Genomic DNA, 22,052 nt, shown 5'->3' with positions numbered 1-22,052 from the left:
TAGCTATGGGATTATCTTGCATGACTCAAAGATTCCCCGGACAGCAGTGGATCAGTATATTAAATTTTACAGTATCGCCTCATTCGGCTAGAAGGTAACTTGGACCCGCGAGTCGGTTCGTGACGCCTGCCTCCACACGAGGATCGGTGTGAGCATCGCAATCGCAGTCTCGACATTGCGCGGGCCCTAGCCTAGGCAACTCAACGGAGGCTTCACCCTTGAAAAGCCGAAGCAAACAGATCCGGTTCGATTGGTATGAATGCGACATGCCGAAGTCACCCACGCTATGTGAGTGCCATTCATGGGAAGAGTTTTTGTTTGCTTGCCTGCTTGAATCTGATCCTTCGATCGTCAGTTATGAGACTCAAGCCCCCCCGATCCGCTACTTAAAGGACTCTCGATCGCTTACCTATCGTCCGGACATTTATGCGAAAAAGACAAATGGTCAAAATTTCATCGCTGAAGTAAAGCCGGAAGCGGTGTGTAGTCAAGACTTTCCTTGGATTAGTGCGGTGAACCAGTGGGCTGAGACGCATGGCGCCAGCTTCCGGTTCATCACCAATGAATCAGTAGACGACAACGCTTTCTTGGCGTTGAATTGGTTTCGGATAACGCGGTACATCCAGGCAGCTCGGGATGAACCACTAGAGGGGCTGCTAGAGACCGCTGAAGAAGCTCTGCGTCAGGCTAAGTCCCTTACTGTAGGCGCATTCACCGCGATGTTTAGCGCGTCACCAGAACACGTGCAACACGCCGTGCCCTGTCACCTCCTTCACTTTGGTATAGCAAGTGCCCCATTAGCTGATGAGCCATATAGGCACTCGCTTGTCCTATCAGCGGTATGAAGACGACAACCAGATGGGCCACCACCCTCGCCGAACAGCCGGAGTTGCGGAATGTTACGGAGTGGCCAGCTGATTTTATACACGACCTGCCTGAAGACAAGCGCAGGCGCTTTCTACGTAACCGCAAGCTCGTCCAGGCAGTTGTTGAACAAAAACAAAGCGTTTCTCAAGTCGCAAAGCAATTCAACGTCACTCCCCAATTAGTTTATCACTATCTTCGGCGCTCTCTGGCACCCCACGGCGATACAGGCCCGGCGCTTGCACAAGGACTCATTCCTCATACGCGACGTGGTTACACCAAGGACATGCAGTCGATCCGCGCGAGACAAAAACCAGCTGGACCGGGCTTATTTCAAGGACTCTTGGACGAATGTGTCGGACTAAGAGACCATCTCGATACGCTGATCGAGCAGGATCTCATGAAACGCCGGTATCGTCGGAACCTCACGCCCAGCAGTTTCCATGCCGCCCTCATCCGCTACGTTCGTGAAGCAGGCTGGCCTGCCAATGCTTACCCATTTAATACTGAAAAGCAGGCGCAAGAGTCATCTCGACTGTATTTCAAGAAGCGTCTCTCGTATCTGCGCAACAGTAAGGCCGCTAAGGAACGTACGGAGCAGACGCGGATAATTGCAAGCGGTCTTTTGGCTCCTTTCGAAGAAGTCCAGTTCGATGAGCACCTGATCGACGCGGAGACCGGACTCACTGTGCAGCTCTGGAACGGCTTTGAGACGACGGTCCGACTTGCAAGATTCTGGCTGCTTCTGCTCGTATGCGTCTCTAGCCGGTGCGTACTGGGATACAGCTACGGATTTGGACGAAAAATAAATCAATCCGATGTCCTGCGAGCCCTGCAAACGGTCAACGAGCCACGTGAGCGTATGGCACTGCAATCACCGGGACTCAACTACGCACCGGATGCTGGGTATCCGGTGAACGTCAGCCAGCAATTACTATACGCCACGCCCTCCTTGGTCCGGATGGACAATGACTGGAGCCATCACGGCAATGCCGTACGCCGTATGATCCGCCGGAACTGGAACGCGGCGGTAAATTTCGGGCGCCCGGCATTTCCCGTCGCCAGGGGTCTCGTAGAAGCGATCTTCAAACGTATTGAGTATTACGGCCACCAGTTGCCGTCCACGACGGGTAGTAATCCACTGGATCCTCGCAGACACGACGGGAATAGACGACAGCCCCCCATTGTGTCGTGCCGCAGCCTTGAAGAGATCATCGACGTTGTCATCGCCGATTACAACGGCACGACTCAGCCAGAGTTGCTTGCTCGGTCACCACTGCAGAATATTCAAGAAACCCTTGAGCGGGGGCTGATCGTCCGCAAGCTAACTCCTGAGCTACGCCAGACGTCTCTCTTCATGCAAAACACCGAGATTGTCCACGTCAATAAGCCAAGAGATGAAAATATCCGTCCGCGTATCAATTGGCTATATAGCCCCTACAAGGGCGCGGCTATTGATGTGCGCCCCGACGTGTGGGGTGCGAAAGTTCGTATAACTTTCCATCGATTAGATATCCGAACGTTGCAGGTATTTACGCTGCAGGGCGAGCACCTTGGCGAAGTGCACGTGGGCGGACGCTGGCGCCAGTTTCCTCACAGTCAAGAAATGCGGCGTCGCATCCATAAGCTTGTTAAGGATGAAAAGTTATCCAGGGTCGATCCACTAAGTGCTTATCTCGATCGCTTGGGTAAATCTATCGACAAACCGTCCGTCGCACTTGAGTTGATGCGATGGGCACGTAATGCCAATGAAGTTGCCGAGGCAACTGGAATGGTGCCGCCCAACACGGCCCAGACTCGAACGGTGAAGTCACGCTATAACATGGCGGCTGGTTTAGACGACGACTGGTTCAATTAGGTGCGGTGGTTCCCTAATCGATGTTTGGACCAGGCGCCTATACCCTACGCACATTGCCGATGAAACGGCTTCTGGCCGAGTTGCGGTCCTATATATTTTCAAATGTGCCAGGCGCATACGTCTGGGGAATGTCTCGTGCAGGTAAGACATTTGCATTTGAGTCGGTCATACCGCGCCTCACTAACCGACTAGACGAACCAGTGTTTACCCACATCTACTCCGCCAATCAATATTTCCGCACGACAGACAATAAGATGTGGACTGATATTCTTCAGTCACTCAATCATCCGCTGGCACAACAAGGCTACGCAATTGATAAATTTTGGCGACTGGTCGGCTGCTTGGCCGACCGCGCATCCTTGAATAGCACCAATCAAGCGCTTTTCGTCATCGATAACGCTGAGGATTGGACACCGACCAACTACCATTACTTGAAGGGACTATTTAACGTCCTAAAGCAAAGGGACATTAATTTATGCTTTGTCAGCGTCGGAACTGAAGAACTACATAATTGGGTTCAGAACTACAAAGGGCATCAGGCGCCACATTTACGAGGCCGTTTTTTCGTAACTTATCATAATTTTACCGGGCTAAAAGGTTCTAGCGACGTGCAGCATGCACTCAAGCAGATAGACACCGGCGACGCGCGAGAGAATATCGGTCCCGGGGCCGCAACGTCTACCTACGTTCCAACCGCATTCGCACATGGCTTCAGGTTATCAACTTATGCCCCGCTGATCTGGGAAGTTTTTAAGGACATACGAGCCAAAAACGCTGACGATCAGTGGCCTATGCAGTATTTCACCTCGACGTTGGAGGTCTTGCTCATGGACGTACTTGCCCCTAGAGACACCGCTTGTCTCGAGGTGACGGAAGAAGACGTGGCTCGCGCGATAGGCGCGTCTCATATGCCTTAATGAACGACTGGGACGGGCAACTCGCGCTTGGGCAGGCCTTTCGGTGGCCTTACCAGACGACGCTATCCAGCTGGCTTATTTTCCTTCGGGCCAATGCGATTTCGGCGGATGAGCTGCGAAAGTTCATCGTGAACGGTGCGACTGTGAGCAAACCGAGCTGTCGGCTCAATATTCAGCTTAAAACAATTCAAGACCAACTAGATTACGTTAGAGAGACCCTAGGTTCGGAGCCGGAACAAGTCACCGCACATGCCTGGGTCTCGCGTTGGGGCATTCCCGGCTTTAGTGAAATAGCCAATACGAACTTGGTATGTCCCCTATGCTTCGCCGTAGGTTATCAGTCGCCTCTCCATCAACTTGGGTTTCTTTCTTTCTGTCCGTGGCACAGGGCGCCACTTAGGCAGGTCTGCCTGTGCGGCGATGCAACAATCGATTTGAAGCGAACTGGAACTGAGACTATCTGCCAACGTTGCCAGTTTTCATTCCCTACGCTAGAAACGATTTCTTTTCGTTCCCACAAACACTTTCCCGTATCGATATCACAGGTTCATATTGCATATTTAGAATTCGTCGCGCTGCTTAGAACAAGTTATCAGATAACCTACACACGCGGAGAACTCGGATACGAAGCACTTACGGGGTCTGATATATATGAAGAACGAAAACTCGCGCCTAGATATCAGGCTACAGTTATCGCAAGATTGGCTAGGCGATGTGGGTACGAACGAAGGCTGAGGCCCCTACTAGATGCATTGGGTAGTTTAGGACGGAAACGTTGCACGACTTTCTACTTCAACGTAAAGCAGTTAACCAGATCATTTTCCGACCGAGACAATATCGCGGCGAGGAAACGTCTTTATATACAAACTATCAATTTCGGCCACTCGATGTACAGAGGCGGTATGGACCCTCAGGCACAGCTGCGACCGGATAGCAAGTGGTGGGTAAAACAGGCTTACGAGAACGTCTACAACACCCTCTATAAAACAATTTGGGCCGAATGCAGTACGTGTAGGGTGTACCAGAGAATATGTAGAAAACAATGGCTAGCACCAATATCAGGCGTGCCCTGTCCGATATGCCGCACATGTATATACTGGGCCTTATCTCTACATTGTTCCGATCTGACACGCAGAACCAATTTTTGCACAATTAGAGATGTGCTCGATGAGATCCAACTCTGTCCTCGTCCGCCGCTACGTGAAGTTGGAGCAGACCGACTGAAGGATCTACCTCCTGATGGCGCTCGCCGCCTCTACGAATCCGATCTAATGGCGTATTTCGGTTCCGTGCTGCAAACCTATTGGTATGTGGCGGCAAGGGAGGTACGCGGGCGGAAAGCCGATTACTATTTTCACCACGTGAATATCATAGACCGCTGGCGTGTCCGCCTCCCCAGCACTTATGTAGTTCAAGTTTCGGGCAATGTTGATCATTGGGAAGCGCTGAGCTGTGGAGATAATCTTTTGCACTGGCTTCGCAAGCGCGCCCGCTCAAGCATCAGACGCCTACACTGCGCATCGCAAAAAAATCCAGGCCCGCTGTATTACCGGCATTCATCGAACGGGGAAGCACTGAGTCACCAATTCTGGTCGCATCACGGAACGCCACTTCGGGCACCCTCGCGTTACAACGCGTCTGATTGGTCCAATATCTACTTAGAGCCGAGCGTAGATATAGAGCGAATCAACCGAGACATCAAGAGTATCCAGAAGATGTTCGCACCTGCGACATCAACGATATAGATTAGAAGCACAGTGGTCCAGGTCATTAGCCATCATGGTTATGACCAGCTTCAGAACTCTCCGGATAACTTGTTTTATCTATCCCCGCCACTTCCAGCTCCTGGGTGCTGTCGATCGTTTTGACTTGGCGGACATACACGAGACGTCCGAATCAGGCTAGCGTCGGGTATGAGGCTGTCAAGCTAAGACGATGCCTCCTTTAGCTAGTAATACCGAACGAACGACTACAAACATCTCGGTGAAGGTAGATGGAAAGATGCTAGTCAGCCCAATTTGGCAAAAAATAACTTGTAAAATACCTAAGCTGGATTTAGACAACATTTAAAATATCTAAGTTGGAACCAGTTTAATAGGTCGCTTTGTAAAATAATAAATTGGCGAAATAGTAACCTGGTATCCGCTAAGTGACTGTTTTTCAGAACTAGATGTGAAAGACTTAACTTGGTCGTCCACATTTGTCGCCACGGAGGTTGCCTGCACACCCGAGAATTGACCGGAAACACCCTCTTTAATGAAATCAAATACTGCATTCACGAAATGACGCTGCATCTCAAGGAGTGAGCAATGCTGAATAAGCTAAGGGAATGGCACCAATCCCGAGACTATCGGGCCGTTCACGAGGATATTCGTCGCATCGGCGTCGCGCTGATCCAGGCCGGCGCCCTTGGCAGCATCTCCCATATGATCCTGACCCAGATCACGGATAAGACCCAGGACCTGGCGGCCTTCATGGCTGCTACTGGCCTGATTGGGACCGGTGTCATAATATGGGTCTTAGGCTGGCCGAAATCAGAGGAGGACCAGCGATGATGATCGAACTCGCTTACCTGGGCGTTGGCGTTGCCCTGATCGCCCTGATGATCGTGGCCGCCAGCGCCGGACGACGCCACAAGAAATAGCGCCCTAAAGGCTTCGATCAGGGCCCTTTTTATCTTCCCCACACGTACTTGTGGTAATCCTCACACGCCTGATCACGCTTCGCGGCTGTGGTCTGGCTCGGCGTCATCGTGTAGTTGCGACGCCATTCCCGGCAGCGGCGCAGCAGTTCTTGTCCACGCGGTGATCCTGCACGCTGTTCGCGAGCCTTGACTGCCTGACGTTGTGATCGCTCTTCCATTTGCACTTGGAATTGGCGCAACTGGTACGCAGCCCACTGATTCACTGCCATGTACGAGATGGAATTAGACGCCAAATTCCCGGTGCATACCGCGGCCGCGATCACCAGAAACCACGCCAGATAGTCGGGCTTGTTCATCCCTGAACCCGGAAGAAAATCCAGGGCAAGTATATCGAACAAGCCTAAAAGTGATCCTTGTATGATTGGGACTCTGCAACGGAGGATCCAGCATGGAAGCACTCTCCAACGTCCCGCTTATTCTGTGGCTTTTGCTTATCGTGTGCCCCGTCGCCGCCTATTGGTTGTTTGCACGGAACAAAATCACGCCTTCACGCCGACGCCGCCAGCGAAAACGCGATCCCGACCTGATGAACCTGCTGATGGGAGACGCCGCGAAATACGACCGCCTGGTGAAATACCACGGTAGCGTCGATATCGCGAAAGCGAAATTACTAAGGGATAGAGGCAGTTATCGTTAGCCTCGTTTGTTCTGCGTCCACCTCAATCGAAAATCGCCGCCTCCAGCAATTCCTGCAGGCTATCAATATTCTCCAGCGTGATCTGCCGCCCCTCGACCCGGATCAGGCCGCGGTCGGTGAGGTTCATGAGGCTGCGGGAGAAGGTTTCCGGGGTCAGACCCAGGCGCGAGGCCACGATGTTCTTGCGCATCGGCAGTGTGAGCCGTTTGCCCGGCTCGGGATCGGCGCCGGCGGTGCCTAGCAGGTAGCTGACGACGCGCTGGAGGGCGTCGTAGCGGATGGTGTATTCGATGTCCTGGGCGAGCGCGTCGAAGTGGCGGCTCATGTGCAGCAGGAGGTTGTGCTGCAGGGCGTCGTCGCGGGCGCTGGCGTTGCGCACGATGCGGCCCGGGATGGACACGATGTCGGTCTTGTCCACGGCCTCGACGTTGTAGCGGAACGGCCTTCCGGAGAACAGCTCGGCGAGCCCGAAGCTCTTCATGCGGTTGAGGCGGGCGACGGTCTTCTCCTGGCCCTTGGGGCTGACGAAGGCGAGCCGCACGGTGCCCTCCCCGACCAGGTACAGGTGATCGTCCTTCTGGCCCGCGATCACGATGAGCTGGCCGGGATCGGCGTGCAGGCGGCGGGCGTGCGGCAGCATGTCCCGCACGGTGCGCTCGGCCACGCCGTTGAACAGGGCGCTCGCCCCGAACAGGTCCTGTATCGATTCCGGTTTGTCGGCCACGCGCCCTCCCCTTGTCCTGACTGCCCGGCAGTGTAACGCCCTCGGGGACGGTTATGGCCGTCCCGGGAGCGCCTGGCCGGCACACTGATGGCGGATGACGCGAATGCCGCCGGTGGTGTCGGCGTCCGTCGCCGCCCTGCCTCGCGTCACACGCTCATTCGCAGTTGATCAGGGTGACGTAGCGCGGATCGATGGCGGTGGACGGGTTCATGCCGAAGACCTCGTTGAAGGCCCGGTCCGCGTGCGCCAGGTCGTGGAAACCGGCGCGCACGGCCACGTCGGTCAGGGTGAGGCCGCGCTTCCAGTAGAGCGCGGCCCGCCACACCGCCCGCCAGCGGGCGTACTCACCCAGGGTGAAACCGGTCTGGCGCTTGAACAGCTCGCGCAGCCGCGAGGGCGAGAGATGCACCTGGCCGGCGACGGTGTCCACGGTGACCTCGCTCAGCGGCAGTTCGTCCAGGACCCGGCAGGCCGCGGTCACCCGCGGATCGACCGGCTCGACCCCGGGCATGTTGCGGCCGGTGACGGTCTCCACCATGCGGTCCGCCAGGGCCCGGATCTCGGCCGGCGGCAGGGTCTCGGTCATGGCCCGGCGAATCGTGGGGAGTACGGCTCGAAGTCGGCGATCGGCAGGTCCAACACCGGCTGGTCGCCGAGCACCGATTTCAGGCCGGCGTATTCGGGCATGTCCACCGGTAGGTAGAACAGCGCGATGTCGCTGTTCTGGGCGATCACCCGCTTGCGCTCGGCCTTGGGCGCGACCAGTGAGGCGCGCGTGCGCAGCGTCCGGCCTTCCACCTCGATGGTGTACGGCTCGCCGCAGGCGATACGCAGGGTCGCGGACAGCGGCCCCGTGGGCCGGTCCAGGATCAGGGACCGGGCCAGCAGCACCAGGCTGCACGGCCAGTAATAGATGGTGACGCCCGCCGGCGCCGGGTGAGGCAGATCCTCTCTTTCGCGGGGATCGGTCATATTCGTTGTCGTTATGTCCGTCGTCTCGTACAAGAAGACCGGCGTTTCGTACAAGCCGCAGCATAGGGGTCTGACCTAACATCCCACAAGCTTGAGGATGGCGTCGCCAGCCGGCGCCACGGATATAAACCAAGACAACGAAGGGACGGCCACAACGTCCTACCGTGGGAGGGGAAAATCGTGTTCCGATCGCGTTTGCGCATTTTCGTGGCGGGCCTGTGTCTGCCGTTCCTGGTCGTCGTGACGGCCTCCTGCAACGGCGGCGGCAGCGGCGGGGATACCGACGACGACGCCCTGCGGATCGTGCTGGATTGCCCGCCCGACGCCGACGGCCCGGAGGCCGAGGGCATCCCCGGCGAGGACCGGATCTTCGGCTGGATCGAGAACCTGGTCGATATCGGCTTCCGCCGCACCGGCACGCGCGAGGGCCGCATGGCCGCGGCCTACGTGAAGTGCCAGTTCGAGAAACTGGGCCTGGAGGACGTGCACTACGAGACCGCCACGTCCTGGAACTGGCAGGTCGACGACTGGGACCTGCGCCTGAACGGCGAACCCATCGACAGCTACCCGGTGGCGCACACCTTCGTCACCCCCGGCGAGCCCTCCGAGTTCGCCACGCCGCCCGAGGGATTGACCGCCGAGATCGTGGACGTCGGCCTGGGCACGGCCGCCGAGATGGCATTCCAGGACGTCGAGGGCAAGATCGTGCTGTTCGACCTCAAGTTCCTGCTGCCGCCGGTGGGCTTCGCGGCGCTGATGGAGTTCCTCTGGGACCCGGGCCTGACCATCGTCGAACCCTCCTTCTTCGTCGGCAATCCCTACATCACCAGTTACGAGGACGCGGCGCAGGCCGCCATGGACGCGGGCGCGGTCGGCTTCGTCGGCGTGCTCGCCGATTACTTCGAGTCCAACCGCTACCGCAACGAGTTCTACCGCCGCACCGAGGTGGATATCCCCGGCTTCTGGGTGAGCCCGGCCACGGGCGAGCGTATGCGGGAGATGATGGACGCCTCGGACGAGCCGCCCACCGCGACCCTGCACATGCGCGGTCACCGCGAGGAGGCCGAGGCGCGCACCGTGGTCGGCTTCCTGCCCGGCCAGAGCAACGACACCATCATGGTGCAGTCGCATCACGATTCCGTGTTCTACGGCGCGGTCGAGGACGGCAGCGGCACCGCCGCGGTGCTGGCGCAGGCGCAGTACTTCGCCTCGCAGCCGCCGGAGACACGCGAGAAGACGATGATGTTCGCGACCTTCGACAGCCACTTCACCGGCTACCAGCAGCACCAGGCGTTCGTGGAGAAATACGTCCACGGCGAGGGATCGCCGTACAACATCGTCGCCAACGTCACGCTGGAGCACATCGGCAAGCAGGCCGAGATCGGCGACGACGGCGAACTGGTGGTCAACGACCAGGCGGAAATCCGGGGCGTGATCGAGAACCTCGGCCCGACGCTCAAGGCGACCCTGATCAACGAGATCGTCGAGCACGACCTGGAGCGCACCGCGGTGCTAAACGGCCATCTGCTCTGCCCCATCGGCGCCATGCCGACCGACGCGGGCTTCATCTGCGCGGCCGGTGTACCCACGGCCAGCCTCATCTCCGGGCCGATCTATCTCTACGACATCGCCGACACCCTGGACAAGGTCGCCCGCGAGGACCTGGTGCCGATGACCGAGGCGTTCATCGGCCTGATCGAGGCGATCGACGAGACACCGACGGAGCTGATCGGCGTGCCCCTGAGCAGCCCGCTCTACGACACTCTGGCGGACGAGTCCTCGGCGCCATGAGCCGGCGCGCCCTCGCCCTCGCCTTCGCGGTCCTGGTCGCCGCCTGCGACGGCGGTGGTGGCAGCGGCTCCGACGGCCGGGCCGCGGACCTGGGCCTGACCGGCGGCGCCGGTCCGGACGGCCGCTACTACGCCGCCCCGGCCCCGGCCGAGGCCCGGCACCTGCCCACGCGCTGGCCGGTCGTGCTCTCGCACGCCTGGTCGCGGACGGCGGACGGCTCGTTCCAGGGCGATCGCCAACAGACCGCCGGCGAGTTCAACCCCTATGGCGTCAAGAACGCCCTGGAGGCCGAGGGCGTGGCGATCTTCCAGCCGGACAAGGTGGCCTACGCCTCCCACGAACGGCGCGGTCGCATCCTCTACAAGAAGTGCGCCGGCGCCACCATCGACGAAATCCTGTGCCGTGGCGAGGACCCGGAGATCGTGGACGGCATCCATCTCGCCACCATCGAATACTGCGCCGATCCGACGCTGCGCCGGCGCCACGGCTTCGACGACGAGGCCGCGTGCCGGCGCGGACTCCGGTTCAACATCATCTGTCATTCCCAGGGCTGCCCGGACTCCCGCTACATGATGGCCGCGGTCCGCAACGAGTTCAGCGGCGAGCTCATGTACAAGCACGTGGCGAGCTGGACCTCGATGGCGGGTGCCAACAAGGGCACGGCCCAGGCCGACTGGGCCCTGGAGATGCTGGCGGCCTGTGTCACGCCCGGCTGCCGCGCCCTCGCCCTGGACCTGGCGTTCGGCATCCACTCGCTCTACCAGAACCAGGCCCTGATCACCCGGGCGAGCGAGTCGGTGGTGGCGCTGAGCCGCCACTACACCCTGTTCACCACCGACATGGAATGCGACCCGCGGCGCGGCGAGACCTGCCCGCCCAGCTTCAACGAGCGCTATCCCCTGCCGGAGGACCCGGATCATCCCGTGCTCTACCAGACCTTCACCTCGGAGATCCGGGACATCGACCACCCTTGCTATCAGGAGAGCCGGCTCTACTACGAGGTGGTGAAGGAACGGGAAGGCCCCAACGACGGCAACATCTCGGTCGAGTCCCAGCGCTTCACCACCTACGGCCCGGACGGCACCGGCGGCGCCACGCCCGTGATCCCGCGCTGGTACGACGGTGCCACCGACGACCCCGCGCAACCGCATCCCGGCCTTAGCCACATGGCCGCCAGCAGTGCCCGGATACCGGGTATCGACGGCGTGAGCTGCGCCGGCGAGGACAACAGCGCCTTCCACTTCAGCCGGATCGAGCTGTTCAAGTCGATCGTGGGCGAGCTCGCCGCCTGGGGTTACTGAAGGCGCCGATTCTCCACCGGTTTTTCCGTAAAAACGCGCCCTTGCGGCGCGTTTCTTCGTTTCCACGAAAGACTCACTGCGCCTGCGCGAAAGCCCGGTACCCGCACACCACGCTCCAATACCAAACGACGTAGGCGAATGCTCCGCCCGGACGGGCCCGGCGCTTTACGCGATACGTCGAGAAAACGACATAAGTATTCAATGTGCGAGGAGATATCGGAATGGTCGATCTGCAGTTGCAGGCGTTGATGCAACAGGCGGCGGAACAGGGCGCGCCCGACTTCGCCGACCTGCCCCCCGAGGAATGCCGGGTGTTTTTCCGCGACTTCCTGGCCATGGTGGACGCGCCGCCGGCCGATGTCGCCCACGAGGACCGCGCGATTCCCGGCCCCGGCGGCGATCTCACGATCCGCGTCTACACGCCGCGTCACGGCCAGGGGCCGCGCGGCCTGCTGATGTACTTCCACGGCGGCGGCTGGGTGATCGGCGGCCTCGACGAATACCACGGCGTGTGCAGCCACCTCTGCGACAAGAGCGGCTGCGCCGTGATCGCGGTGGATTACCGGCTGGCGCCGGAGCACCGCTTCCCCGCCGCCATCGACGATTGCTACGCGGCGTTGGAATGGGCTGCCGCCAATGCCTCGGAGATCGGCGTGGACCCGGACCGCATCGGCGTCGCGGGCGACAGCGCCGGCGGCACCATGGCCGCCGTGACCGCCCTGCTCGCCCGCGACCGCAAGGGCCCGGACCTGAAGCTGCAGGTGCTGGTATATCCGGGCGCGGCGCCCGAGTCCAAAGGCTACCCCTCCTACGACCAGTACGGCGAGGGCTATCTACTCACCACGCGCTCCATGCGTTGGTTCCGCGAGCACTACTGGGGCGGTCCCGAGCCGCTGAACGACGTGCGGGCGGCGCCCCTGCTGGCCGACGACCTGTCCGGCCTGCCGCCGGCGCTGGTGATCATCGGCACCTACGATCCGCTGCGCGACGAAGGCATCGAGTATGCCGAGCGCATGCTCGCCGACGGCACCCAGGCGGTGGTCACCGAGTACCTGGGCATGATGCACGGCTTCTTCAGCATGTCGGGCGTGCTGGACGCGGCCCGCCGGGCCGTGGACCAGGCGGCCGGCGCGGCCCGCGACGCCCTGACCCGATAGCCCGGACGCGACCGCGTCCGCCACGAAAAGAATCGGAGGAGAGAATCGCCATGCCTCAAGCGATCGATTCGACACGCAACGAAGAAACGTTCGACGTGATCGTCGTCGGCGCCGGCTTCTCGGGCCTGTACGCCTTGCACCGGCTGCGCGACACCCTGGGCCTGAAGGTCCGCGTGTACGAGAGCGCCGACGATGTCGGCGGCACTTGGTACTGGAACCGCTATCCCGGCGCCCGCTGCGACATCCCCAGCTACCACTATTCCTACGCCTTCTCGGAGGAATTGCAGCAGGAATGGCATTGGAGCGAGAAGTACGCGGCCCAGCCGGAGATCCTGGCATATCTGCGCTACGTCGCGGACAAGTTCGACCTGCGGCGGGACATCCGCTTCGAGACCCGCGTGACATCGGTGCGCTTCGACGAGGACGAGAACGTCTGGGAGGTGGAGACCAACGACGGCAGCCGCGCCAGGGCCCCCTTCTTCATCTCCGCCGCCGGCTGCCTGACCGCGGCCAATATCCCGGATTTCGAGGGCCGCGACAGCTTCCGGGGCGAGACCTACTTCACCGGCCGCTGGCCGCACGAGGGCGTGGACTTCAGCGGCAAGCGCGTGGGCATCATCGGCACCGGGGCCACCGCCATCCAGGCGATCCCGATCATCGCGCGCGAGGCCGGGCACCTGACCGTGTTCCAGCGCACTCCCAACTACGCCACGCCGCTGCGCAACGAGCCGCTCGATCCCGAGCTCGAGCGCGATATCAAGGCGAATTACCCGGAGATCCGGCGCAAGGAACTGGACGCCCTCTGCGGCCAGCCGTTCGACCACCTCCAACCCTCCGCCCTCGAGGTCTCCCCCGAGGAGCGCCGCCGGGTCTACGAGGAATGCTGGCAGGCGGGCGGCTTCTCGCTCTGGGTCGGCAGCTACGAAGACCTCCTGTTCGACCACGAGGCCAACGAGACGGCCGCCGAATTCGTGCGCGAGAAGATCCGCGAGCGCGTGGACGACCCCGAGCTCGCCGAGAAGCTGACCCCGCGCGACCATCCCTACGGTTCCAAGCGCCAGCCCTGCGAGACCGGGTACTACGAGACCTTCAACCGCGACGACGTCACCCTGGTCGACCTGCGGGAGACGCCCCTGGAGGCGATCACGCCGCGGGGCATCCGCACCAGCGCGGGCGAGCACGAGCTGGACGTGATCGTCTACGCCACCGGCTTCGACGCCTTCACCGGCGGGCTCTACCGCATGAACATCCAGGGCCGCGACGGCGAGCGGCTGGAGGACCACTGGGCGGCCGGGCCGCGCACCCATCTCGGGCTCTGCACCCACGGCTTCCCCAACCTGTTCCTGATCACCGGTCCGTTGAGCCCCTCCGTGCTGTTCAACATGCCGCGCAGCGCCGAGCAGCATGTCGACTGGATCGCCGATTGCATCGACTACATGCGCCGCAACGGCTACGCCACCATCGAGGCGGACCGGGAGGCGGAGGATCGCTGGATCGCCCACGTCAAGGAAATCGCCGACCAGACCCTGCTGCCGGAGGCCAATTCCTGGTACCTGGGCGCCAACGTCCCCGGCAAGCCGCGGGTGTTCATGGTGTACCTGGGCGGCGGCCGGATGTATCGCGAGGAATGCGACGAGAACGCCGCGAAGGGCTACGAAGGGTTCACGTTCGAGCCGGCCGCCGGCCGAGCGCCTGCGAACGGAACTCACGCGGCGACAGCCCGTACTGCATCCTGAACGCGGTACTGAAGTGCGCGCTGCTCGAGAAGCCGCTGGCGTAGGCGATCTCGGTGATGGTGCGATCGCGGCGGGCGGGGTTTGCCAATTGCCGGCGGGCCTCGTCCAGCCGCTGCCGCCGCAGGTAGTCGCGCACGGTCATGCCGTCGCCCTGGAACAGCATCTGCACGTAGCGCTCGGATAGCCCGAAGGCGGCGGCGACGTCGCCCGTGCCCAGCCGTGGATCGGCGGCATGCTCGCGGATGTGCGCCTTGAGGCGCGCCAGGGTGGCGCCGCGCACGCGGCCGTCGGCGACGTTCAGGTCGCGCGCCCCGTCCACGATCATCGCCATCAGGTCCATGAGATGGTGGCAGGCGCTCTCGAACTGGGGCATCTGCAGACTGTCGCCCTCCCCGCCGATGGAGCGCAGCATGTCGCGGGTCACGCGGGGCAGGCCGTGGCGGCCGTCGACCACCCGCCCGCACATGGACTGCACGCCCGGCAGGTAGCGCTCCATCGCCGCGCGCGAGGTCTTGAGGATGACCCCGGCCATGCGGCCCCGCTGGACCAGGCGGAAAGGCGCGGCGGCGTCGACGAAGAACATCGAGCCCGGCCCGCATTCCTCGGTGGAGCCGAACTGCTCGATCACGCAGCCGCCGCGGGTCGGGGCGAACACCTCGAACACGCCGATGCCGTCGGTGCGGATGTGGTCGTCGTCGCGGTGGAACTCGGCCTGGCCCTCGTCGAAGGCCACCACCTGGAAGTCGTCCACCGCATAGCGCCGCAGCGCTCCGCTGTAGGGCCGGTCGTCCGCGGGCCGGAAGGCGAAGCTGAAATTGATATCCTGGACCAGCGCGCCCCACATCGCGGTACGATCGGAGGCGGAGACGTCGGCGGTGGAGAATCGTTGCTTGATGAACCGCATCGCCCGGCTCCAGGCGTTCCAGCATGACAAGGCACATTACAACGGGGTTCGCCGGGCTGTCCACGCGGGACGGCCCCTCTCGCTGGAGGCAGGCGCCGGCCGCGTGACGGCCGGCCCGGACACGACGACAGAGCGAGAGGACAACGCATGCGGCTGATCGATTTCCTGGACCGGGCGGCGACGCTGCACCCGGACAACGAATTCCTGCGCCAGGACGCCACGGTCCGGACCTACCGCGAGGCCCGGGCGGCCACCCACCGGATCGCGGCGGCCCTGCAACGCGACGGCCTGGCGCCGGACGAGCCGGTGGGCTTCTACATGCCCAACGACTGGCGCGGCGTGGAGGCGCTGTACGGCGTCTTCCGCGCCGGCAACCCGATCGCCCCGGTCAACGCCCGCAACACCGCCGCGGCCAATGCCGCCTTCCTGCGCGACGCCGGCGCGAGGGCCCTGATCTTCCACAGCGCCTTCGCCGACGAGGCCGCGGCGGCCGCCGCCGAATGCCCCGGCCTGCGGCTGCTGGTCTGCCTGGACGGCGAGTGCGACGGCCACCCCGCCCTGGCCGACTGGATGGCGCCCGAGGGCACGCATGCGGCCGAGGTCGCCGTGGGCCCGGAGGACGCCTGGGGGCTGTTCGGCACCAGCGGCACCACCGGCAAGTCCAAGTGCGTGGTCCAGACCCAGCTCACCGCCCTGGCCCTGACCTGGGACATGCTGTTCGCCATGCGGGTGCACGAGCCAGTGCGGCACCTGGTGGTGGGGCCGGTCAGCCATTTCGCGGGGTCGTTCCTGTTCGCGCTGTCGGCGGTGGGCTCGACCCATACGATCCATGCCGCGGTCGATGCCGGCGCGATCCTGGAGACCATCGAGCGCGAGCGTATCCAGGTGCTGTTCCTGCCGCCGACCGCGATCTACGCCCTGCTGGATCACCCGGACGTGCACGAGCGCGACCTGGGCTCGCTGGAGATCCTGGCCTACGCCGGCGCGCCCATGGCCCGCGCCCGGCTGGAACAGGCGATCGCCGTGTTCGGGCCGGTGATGATGAACATGTACGGCCAGACCGAGGCCAACGGCCCCATCGCCTTCCTGCGCCCCGAGGAGCACCGCCCCGACGGCGATGAGACCTGGCGCTGGCGGCTGGGCGCCATCGGCCGTGCCTCGATCACGCGCCAGCTCGCGATCATGGACGACGACGGCAACCTCCTGGGTCCGGGCGAGCCCGGCGAGCTAGTGATGCGGAGCTGGGCCAACACCCCGGGCTACCTCGACAATCCCGAGGCCAACGCCGAACTCAAGAGGCACGGCTGGTTGCACACCGGCGATGTCGGCATCCGCGACGCGGACGGCTACATCGTCCTGGTGGACCGCAAGAAGGACATGATCGTCAGCGGCGGCTTCAACGTCTTCTCGGCCGAGGTCGAGCAGGTCCTGGAGACGCATCCCGCGGTCACCGGCGCGGCCGTGGTGGGCGTGCCCGACGACAAGTGGGGCGAGGCGGTCAAGGCGATCGTCGAGCTGCGCGCCGGCGCCGACGCCACGGCCGACGAGCTGATCGCGTTGTGCAAGGAGGCCCTGGGCAGCGTCAAGGCGCCGAAATCGGTCGACTTCATGGACGCCCTGCCCCGCAATCCCAACGGCAAGGTCCGCAAGAAGGAACTGCGGGAGGCATACTGGTCCGGTCACGACCGCCGCATCTGATCCGCCGGAGACGACCATGACCAAGGGAGACACCCTGCGCGCCGACCTGCGCGCGCGCCTGCGGCTGCCCGCGATCGTGGCGCCGATGTTCCTGGTGTCGGGGCCGGACCTGGTGATCGCGTCCTGCCTCGGCGGCGCGATCGGCAGCTTCCCCACCCTGAACGCGCGAACGCCCGAACAGCTCGACGAATGGCTGACACGCATCGGCGAAGCCACCCGCGACTGCCGGGCGCCCTACGCCGCCAACCTCATCCTGCACAAGAGCAACGAGCGCCGGGACGTCGACCTCGACCTGATCGTGCGCCACGAGGTGCCCATGGTGATCGCCAGCGTGGGCTCGCCGGCGGCGGTGGTCGAGCCGATCCAGGCCTACGGCGGGCTGGTGTTCTCGGACGTGGCCAGCGTGCGCCACGGCCGCAAGGCGGCCGAGGCCGGCGCCGACGGCCTGGTGCTGCTCACCGCCGGCGCCGGCGGCAATACCGGCTGGCTCAACCCCTTCGCCTTCGTGGCCGCGGTGCGCGAGTTCTTCGACGGTCCGCTGGTGGTCGCCGGCTGCCTGACGCGCGGCGTCGAACTCCGCGCCCTGGAGCTGATCGGCGCCGACCTGGGTTATTTCGGCACCGCTTTCCTGGCATCGGCGGAAAGCATGGCCCCGACAGGACACAAGGACGCCGTGGCCGCCGCCGGCGCGGACGATATCCTGCAGACGGATGCCCTCTCGGGCATGCCCGCCAACTTCATCCGCGCGCGCCTGGCGGAGGCCGGCGTGCTGCGGCCCGACGGCAGCATCGACCGCGACGCGGGCTCGGACGTGGCGTCGTGGAAGCACGTCTGGAGCGCCGGCCAGGGCGTCGGCCGGGTGCGCGGCGTGGAGCCGGCGGCGGCGATCCTGGACCGTCTGGCCGCGGAGTACGACGCGGCGAAATGAGCCTTTCCCCCGTGGTGACGCCGTCACCCCTCTCCCGCTCGCGGGAGAGGGGCCGGGGGTGAGGGCGTGGCCGGGGGCACTACCCCACCGGCCAGCGATTCTCCTTGCCCAACAGCACTTTGAGCGACACATTGAAGGTCTTTTCCATGTGCTGGGTGTCGGCCGCCATCTCGGCCCACTCGGACGAGGCCAGGCTTTCCTTGAAGGCCTCCTCGTCCACGTAGGTCATTTCGGCACTGCCGTACCAGTCCTCGGCCGTGCTGTGCTCGTTGCGCACCAGGATCAGGTCCTGCAGGTGCGGCACGCGCGCCGCCTTGGGCACGTGGACGTCGAAATAATGCTTCTCGAAGGCTTCCCGGTCCTCCGCCGCGGGCGCGGTCCAGACCGCCACGACCTTGTACATGGCTCCTCCTCGTTATGCCTGTGGGGTGACGAATACCTTGCCGTCGCGGCCGCCGCTCGCGGCGTGCGCCAGCGCCTCGCCGATGGCGTCCAGACCGTAGGTCGCGGCCACCGGGATATGCAGGCGCCCGTCCGCGATCAGGCGGGCGAGCTTGGCGTAGAGACCGTGCAACTGCTCCCGCGGGGCCTCCTGGAAATAGGTCTGCATCCAGAACCCGTCCAGGTTCACGCGGCGGAACACGATATCGCGCGGGTGGATGCGGCAGGCCTCGCCGGACAGCAGGCCGTAGTTCACCACGGTGCCGCCCTCGGCGACGCTGGACGCCAGGCGCTCGGTGTCGTCGCCGGCGACGGCGTCGATCGCCAGGCGCGGCAGCTCGCCGCCGGTGATCTCGGCGACGCGCTCCGGCAGGTCCGGGCCGCTGACCAGCACGTGCTCGGCACCGGCCTCGCGCACGCCGGCGACCGCGCCCTCGCGGCGGACGACGTCAATGGTACGCAGGCCCTGAGCCGCGGCGAGCTGGGTCAGGTAATGGCCGACCGTGGAGTTGGCGGCGTTCTGGATCACCCAGTCGCCGGGCGCCAGGGTCACGAAATCGCTCAGCATGAGCGCGGCGGTGGGCGGATTCACCGGCAGCATGGCGAGCTGCAGGGGGTCGGCCTCGGGCAGCGGGGTGAGCACCGCCGCCGGGCATTTCAGGCGCTCGGCCCAGGTCCCGCCGCCGGTGAAGAACACGTGCACCGGCACCAGGTCGCCGGCGGAGACATTGTCGACGTCCGGCCCCGCTTCGACGACCCGGCCCAGCCCCTGCGAGCCCGCGCGCGCCGGCAGCGAACCGGGGCTGGTGCCGTAGGCGCCCTGGATGCGCAACAGGTCCGAGGGATTGATCGGCGAGGCCACGATCTCCAGGATCGCCTCGCCCGATCCCGGCGGCCCCGGATCGTCAACGTCGATGCAGGTCACCACCTCGGCGGGGGTGCCGTATTCGCTGTATTCGGTCGCTCGCACCGTTCTCCTCCTCCGGTACCGAAAACCGGACCAGCATACCGTTTGTGAACGGCCGCGCCAGCCGTGCCGGTTCCGGCAACGCCTATTCCAACTCGCGGCGCGAGGGCAGCGTGCGCATCATTTCCCGCGCCGGATGACGGCGCCATTCCGGATGGTCCCGGCGCAATCGGCGCGCGGCCCGCAGCGACCGGAGAACGGCGCGCGGTCCCGGCAGGCGCGGGGTATGGGCCAGCTCCCAGCGAATGCCGGCGGGGTCGAGAAAGAACACGGCGTAATAGCCGGGCGCGTAGATCGGGTATTCCGCCGGCGGGTCGGTGACGGTGATACCGCGGGGGGCCAGGAAGCGCGCATGGAAGCGATCGACCTCGCGGCGGCCGCGGGCCCAGATCGCGACGTGATGGATGCCGGTGGCGTGCGCGGCATGATCCAGCGTCCCGCCGCGCGCGGCCGGCTGGATGCCGATATAGCTGTGCGGCAAGGGAAAACGCGCCATGTAATAGGTCGAGCGGTAGCCGACGTCCAGGGTCCAGAAGCTGGTGTAGCCCAGCCAGCCGAACATCCGGTCGTAGAAGGGAATCGCGTTCTCGTAGTCCGGCACCGAGAACTCGACGTGGTGCACGCCCCGGAGTCGCATCCGTTTCCGTCTCCCGTGTCGCCCTGCCCTGGCGGTCCAGGCTCGCCGTCCGCCGGCGCGCTGTCAAAGGGGCCTCAGTCGTGCGCGGCCGCCTCGAACTGTGACAGCGCCTCGATCACGTGCGTGGCGTAGACGACGGCGGGCCCGCCGCCCATCAGCACGGCCACACCCAGCGCGTCCAGGATCTCCTCGCGGGTCGCGCCGGCCGCCAGGGCGTCGCTGGTGTGGAAAGCGATGCAGCCGTCGCAGCGCGCGGTGACGGCGATCGCCAGCGCGATCAGTTCCTTGGTCCGGGCATCCAGCGCGCCGGCGGCGCCGGCGGCGGCATGCAACGCATCGAATGCGCGCATGGTCTCCGGGCGGGCATTCGCGAGTTCGCCCATGTAGGCCTTGAAATGCTCGAGCTGTGCCGGATACGGCATCGGATTGGGACGCGGTTCGCTCATGCTGGTTCTCCGTGCTGACACGTGGTCGCCGCAGGATGCGGCGCCCGTCCCGCCGCCGGGTTGACCTGGATCAACCCGCGGCCGCGGTCTCGCCGGCGCCGCGCAGGAACGCCTCGATCTCGTCGCGGCGGTCGTCGGCGTCGCGATAGCCGATGTCGATCAGGGCGCGGGTGTAGGCGGGGTCGAAGAGCAGGTAGCTGGTGAGATCGGCGCTGCGGGGGTCGGGCTCGCCGAGGATGTCCAGCAGGAAACGCACGCTGGCGGGCATGCGCCCGACCATGTCGCCGGCGAGTTCCGCGAAGTCCTCGGACGGCGAGATCACCAACGGCTCGATCACGCGCATGGGCTCGCTCACATCGGGGGTCTCGGGGCCGTGCCCCGCGCCGCGCGTGTAGGCCGAGACCAGCTCGTTCATGCGTATCAGGTGGTCGAGATCGGCGTCGAGGTGATCCAGGAAGATGGCGTTGAGGAAGACGCCGCAGATCTGCGACAGCGGCGGCCGGCGCGGCAGCGCGGCAGCGGCATCGTCGCCGTCCCCGGACAACTCGCGGTCCGTGAGTTGGCGCGCGGTGTCGCGGCAACGGATGCCGATCGCCAACAGCCGTTCCGCGCCCAGGCGGATCGCGGGGCTCAGCGGCGTGGTGAGCCGCATCGCGCCGTCGCCGAACCAGCCGCGCACGCCGCCCGTATCCAGCGCTACCGGCGGGAACACCAGCGGGATCGAGGCCGAGGCGCAGACATGATCCACCGTGATATCGGCACGCAGGGCGATCCGCCGGCTCTTGTGCCAGAGCGGATGGCCGGACCGGCCCTGGATGAAGCTGTAGGACTTGCCGGAATGGTAGCCGGTGGCGGTGACCGCCAGCGCGTACAGGTCGCCGCGTCGTACCGCCCGGCCGATGCCGTCGAGCGGCAGCTCGCGCGCCAGCATCTGCCGCAGCGGCGCGGCGTCGAGCATCGCCTGCACGCGTCCCGCGCCCAGGAGCCGGCCGAGCGCGATGTCGGCGAGCAGGCGGCGGCCGTTGCCCAGCATCGCCAGCGGGCCCGCGCGGTAGACCCGGTCGGCGGTCAGGTCGCGCCAGAGCTCCGCGAGACGCGCGGTGCCCCGGTGCAGGTCGTCACTGTAGCCGGCCACGGCGGCGCCGTTGATGGCGCCGGCCGAAGCACCGGCGACGATCCGGAACGGCGAGCTACCGCCGCGCAGCGCCGGCAGCTCGCCGATACGTTTGAGCACGCCGGCCTGGTACGCGCCGCGCGCCCCGCCCGCGGTCAGGGCGAGGCCCGTCAGGCCCGGCGGCGGTGTCCCGCGCCCGCTCATGATGCGCCCCGCCACGCCCGCGGCGCGTGTTCCCGCCCCATTGTCGCCACTT

The 22,052-nt window shown here is 64.1% G+C and carries 21 protein-coding genes; 11 read left to right on the top strand and 10 right to left on the bottom strand.

The window, feature by feature from the left end:
* The first annotated feature begins 218 nt into the window (after window positions 1-218).
* The 4 genes from PC39_RS13765 (at window position 219) to PC39_RS13750 (ending at window position 6,194) form a co-directional block, all read left to right on the top strand.
* Window positions 219-845 (top strand): hypothetical protein, encoded by a 627-nt coding sequence (locus PC39_RS13765; protein ID WP_353253980.1) that lies wholly within the window; start codon window positions 219-221, stop codon window positions 843-845.
* Window positions 842-2,722, top strand: a complete 1,881-nt coding sequence (locus tag PC39_RS13760; protein ID WP_353253979.1) for a hypothetical protein — start codon at window positions 842-844, stop codon at window positions 2,720-2,722. Before PC39_RS13765 ends, PC39_RS13760 begins: the two co-directional genes overlap by 4 nt.
* Window positions 2,723-2,781: 59 nt before the next feature.
* On the top strand, window positions 2,782-3,639 hold the full coding sequence (locus PC39_RS13755; RefSeq protein ID WP_353253978.1) for an AAA family ATPase: 858 nt from the start codon (window positions 2,782-2,784) through the stop codon (window positions 3,637-3,639).
* A gap of 2,309 nt (window positions 3,640-5,948) precedes the next feature.
* Window positions 5,949-6,194: a hypothetical protein gene (locus tag PC39_RS13750; protein ID WP_353253977.1), complete on the top strand. Its 246-nt coding sequence runs from the start codon at window positions 5,949-5,951 to the stop codon at window positions 6,192-6,194.
* Window positions 6,195-6,312: 118 nt separating this feature from the next.
* Here the strand turns inward: PC39_RS13750 and PC39_RS13745 are convergent, their stop codons facing one another.
* Window positions 6,313-6,639, bottom strand: a complete 327-nt coding sequence (locus tag PC39_RS13745) for a hypothetical protein (RefSeq protein WP_353253976.1) — start codon at window positions 6,637-6,639, stop codon at window positions 6,313-6,315.
* Window positions 6,640-6,731: 92 nt separating this feature from the next.
* On the opposite strand from PC39_RS13745, the gene PC39_RS13740 reads away from it, so the two are divergent.
* A complete protein-coding gene (locus PC39_RS13740; protein WP_353253975.1) occupies window positions 6,732-6,980 on the top strand; it encodes a hypothetical protein in 249 nt (82 codons plus the stop codon).
* Between the two features lie 22 nt (window positions 6,981-7,002).
* On the opposite strand, the gene PC39_RS13735 is transcribed toward PC39_RS13740, so the two are convergent.
* The 3 genes from PC39_RS13735 to PC39_RS13725 form a co-directional block, all read right to left on the bottom strand.
* Window positions 7,003-7,704 (bottom strand): Crp/Fnr family transcriptional regulator, encoded by a 702-nt coding sequence (locus PC39_RS13735; protein ID WP_353253974.1) that lies wholly within the window; start codon window positions 7,702-7,704, stop codon window positions 7,003-7,005.
* Between the two features lie 154 nt (window positions 7,705-7,858).
* Complete coding sequence (locus PC39_RS13730; RefSeq protein WP_353253973.1) at window positions 7,859-8,290, bottom strand: helix-turn-helix domain-containing protein; 432 nt, start codon at window positions 8,288-8,290, stop codon at window positions 7,859-7,861.
* A complete protein-coding gene (locus PC39_RS13725) occupies window positions 8,287-8,676 on the bottom strand; it encodes a hypothetical protein (RefSeq protein WP_353253972.1) in 390 nt (129 codons plus the stop codon). Before PC39_RS13725 ends, PC39_RS13730 begins: the two co-directional genes overlap by 4 nt.
* Window positions 8,677-8,856: 180 nt before the next feature.
* Between PC39_RS13725 and PC39_RS13720 the strand changes: the two genes are divergently transcribed.
* From PC39_RS13720 to PC39_RS13705, 4 genes are all read left to right on the top strand, one after another.
* The gene (locus PC39_RS13720; protein WP_353253971.1) at window positions 8,857-10,467 is read left to right on the top strand and encodes a M28 family peptidase; all 1,611 of its coding nucleotides are present in this window, start codon (window positions 8,857-8,859) and stop codon (window positions 10,465-10,467) included.
* A complete protein-coding gene (locus PC39_RS13715; protein WP_353253970.1) occupies window positions 10,464-11,768 on the top strand; it encodes a lipase family protein in 1,305 nt (434 codons plus the stop codon). Before PC39_RS13720 ends, PC39_RS13715 begins: the two co-directional genes overlap by 4 nt.
* A 221-nt stretch (window positions 11,769-11,989) precedes the next feature.
* Complete coding sequence (gene lipP1 / locus PC39_RS13710; protein ID WP_353253969.1) at window positions 11,990-12,925, top strand: LipP1 family hormone-sensitive lipase; 936 nt, start codon at window positions 11,990-11,992, stop codon at window positions 12,923-12,925.
* 50 nt (window positions 12,926-12,975) lie between these two features.
* Window positions 12,976-14,661 carry a flavin-containing monooxygenase gene (locus tag PC39_RS13705; RefSeq protein WP_353253968.1) on the top strand — a complete coding sequence of 562 codons (1,686 nt, stop codon included), beginning with the start codon at window positions 12,976-12,978 and terminating at the stop codon, window positions 14,659-14,661.
* Here the strand turns inward: PC39_RS13705 and PC39_RS13700 are convergent.
* Window positions 14,588-15,565 (bottom strand): helix-turn-helix domain-containing protein, encoded by a 978-nt coding sequence (locus PC39_RS13700; protein WP_353253967.1) that lies wholly within the window; start codon window positions 15,563-15,565, stop codon window positions 14,588-14,590. The two genes, PC39_RS13705 and PC39_RS13700, sit on opposite strands and share 74 nt — an antisense overlap.
* Before the next feature lie 147 nt (window positions 15,566-15,712).
* On the opposite strand from PC39_RS13700, the gene PC39_RS13695 reads away from it, so the two are divergent.
* A complete protein-coding gene (locus PC39_RS13695) occupies window positions 15,713-17,263 on the top strand; it encodes a class I adenylate-forming enzyme family protein (protein WP_353253966.1) in 1,551 nt (516 codons plus the stop codon).
* Between the two features lie 16 nt (window positions 17,264-17,279).
* Window positions 17,280-18,191, top strand: a complete 912-nt coding sequence (locus tag PC39_RS13690) for an NAD(P)H-dependent flavin oxidoreductase (RefSeq protein WP_353253965.1) — start codon at window positions 17,280-17,282, stop codon at window positions 18,189-18,191.
* Window positions 18,192-18,270: 79 nt separating this feature from the next.
* On the opposite strand, the gene PC39_RS13685 is transcribed toward PC39_RS13690, so the two are convergent.
* The 5 genes from PC39_RS13685 to PC39_RS13665 form a co-directional block, all read right to left on the bottom strand.
* Window positions 18,271-18,594, bottom strand: a complete 324-nt coding sequence (locus PC39_RS13685; protein ID WP_353253964.1) for an EthD family reductase — start codon at window positions 18,592-18,594, stop codon at window positions 18,271-18,273.
* A gap of 12 nt (window positions 18,595-18,606) precedes the next feature.
* Entirely contained in the window at window positions 18,607-19,602 is a 996-nt protein-coding gene (locus PC39_RS13680; RefSeq protein ID WP_353253963.1) for a zinc-dependent alcohol dehydrogenase family protein, read from the bottom strand.
* An 82-nt stretch (window positions 19,603-19,684) separates the two neighbouring features.
* The gene (locus PC39_RS13675; protein ID WP_353253962.1) at window positions 19,685-20,236 is read right to left on the bottom strand and encodes a VOC family protein; all 552 of its coding nucleotides are present in this window, start codon (window positions 20,234-20,236) and stop codon (window positions 19,685-19,687) included.
* A gap of 74 nt (window positions 20,237-20,310) precedes the next feature.
* On the bottom strand, window positions 20,311-20,682 hold the full coding sequence (locus PC39_RS13670) for a carboxymuconolactone decarboxylase family protein (RefSeq protein ID WP_353253961.1): 372 nt from the start codon (window positions 20,680-20,682) through the stop codon (window positions 20,311-20,313).
* A 70-nt stretch (window positions 20,683-20,752) separates the two neighbouring features.
* On the bottom strand, window positions 20,753-22,000 hold the full coding sequence (locus PC39_RS13665) for a patatin-like phospholipase family protein (protein WP_353253960.1): 1,248 nt from the start codon (window positions 21,998-22,000) through the stop codon (window positions 20,753-20,755).
* Window positions 22,001-22,052 lie beyond the last annotated feature (52 nt).

Source organism: Salinisphaera sp. PC39, from assembly GCF_040361335.1.
In the GTDB taxonomy this organism is placed as follows: Bacteria; Pseudomonadota; Gammaproteobacteria; order Nevskiales; family Salinisphaeraceae; genus APNM01.
The sequence above is the reverse complement of the archived record's forward strand: the minus strand, read 5'-3'. Positions and strand labels throughout refer to the sequence as shown.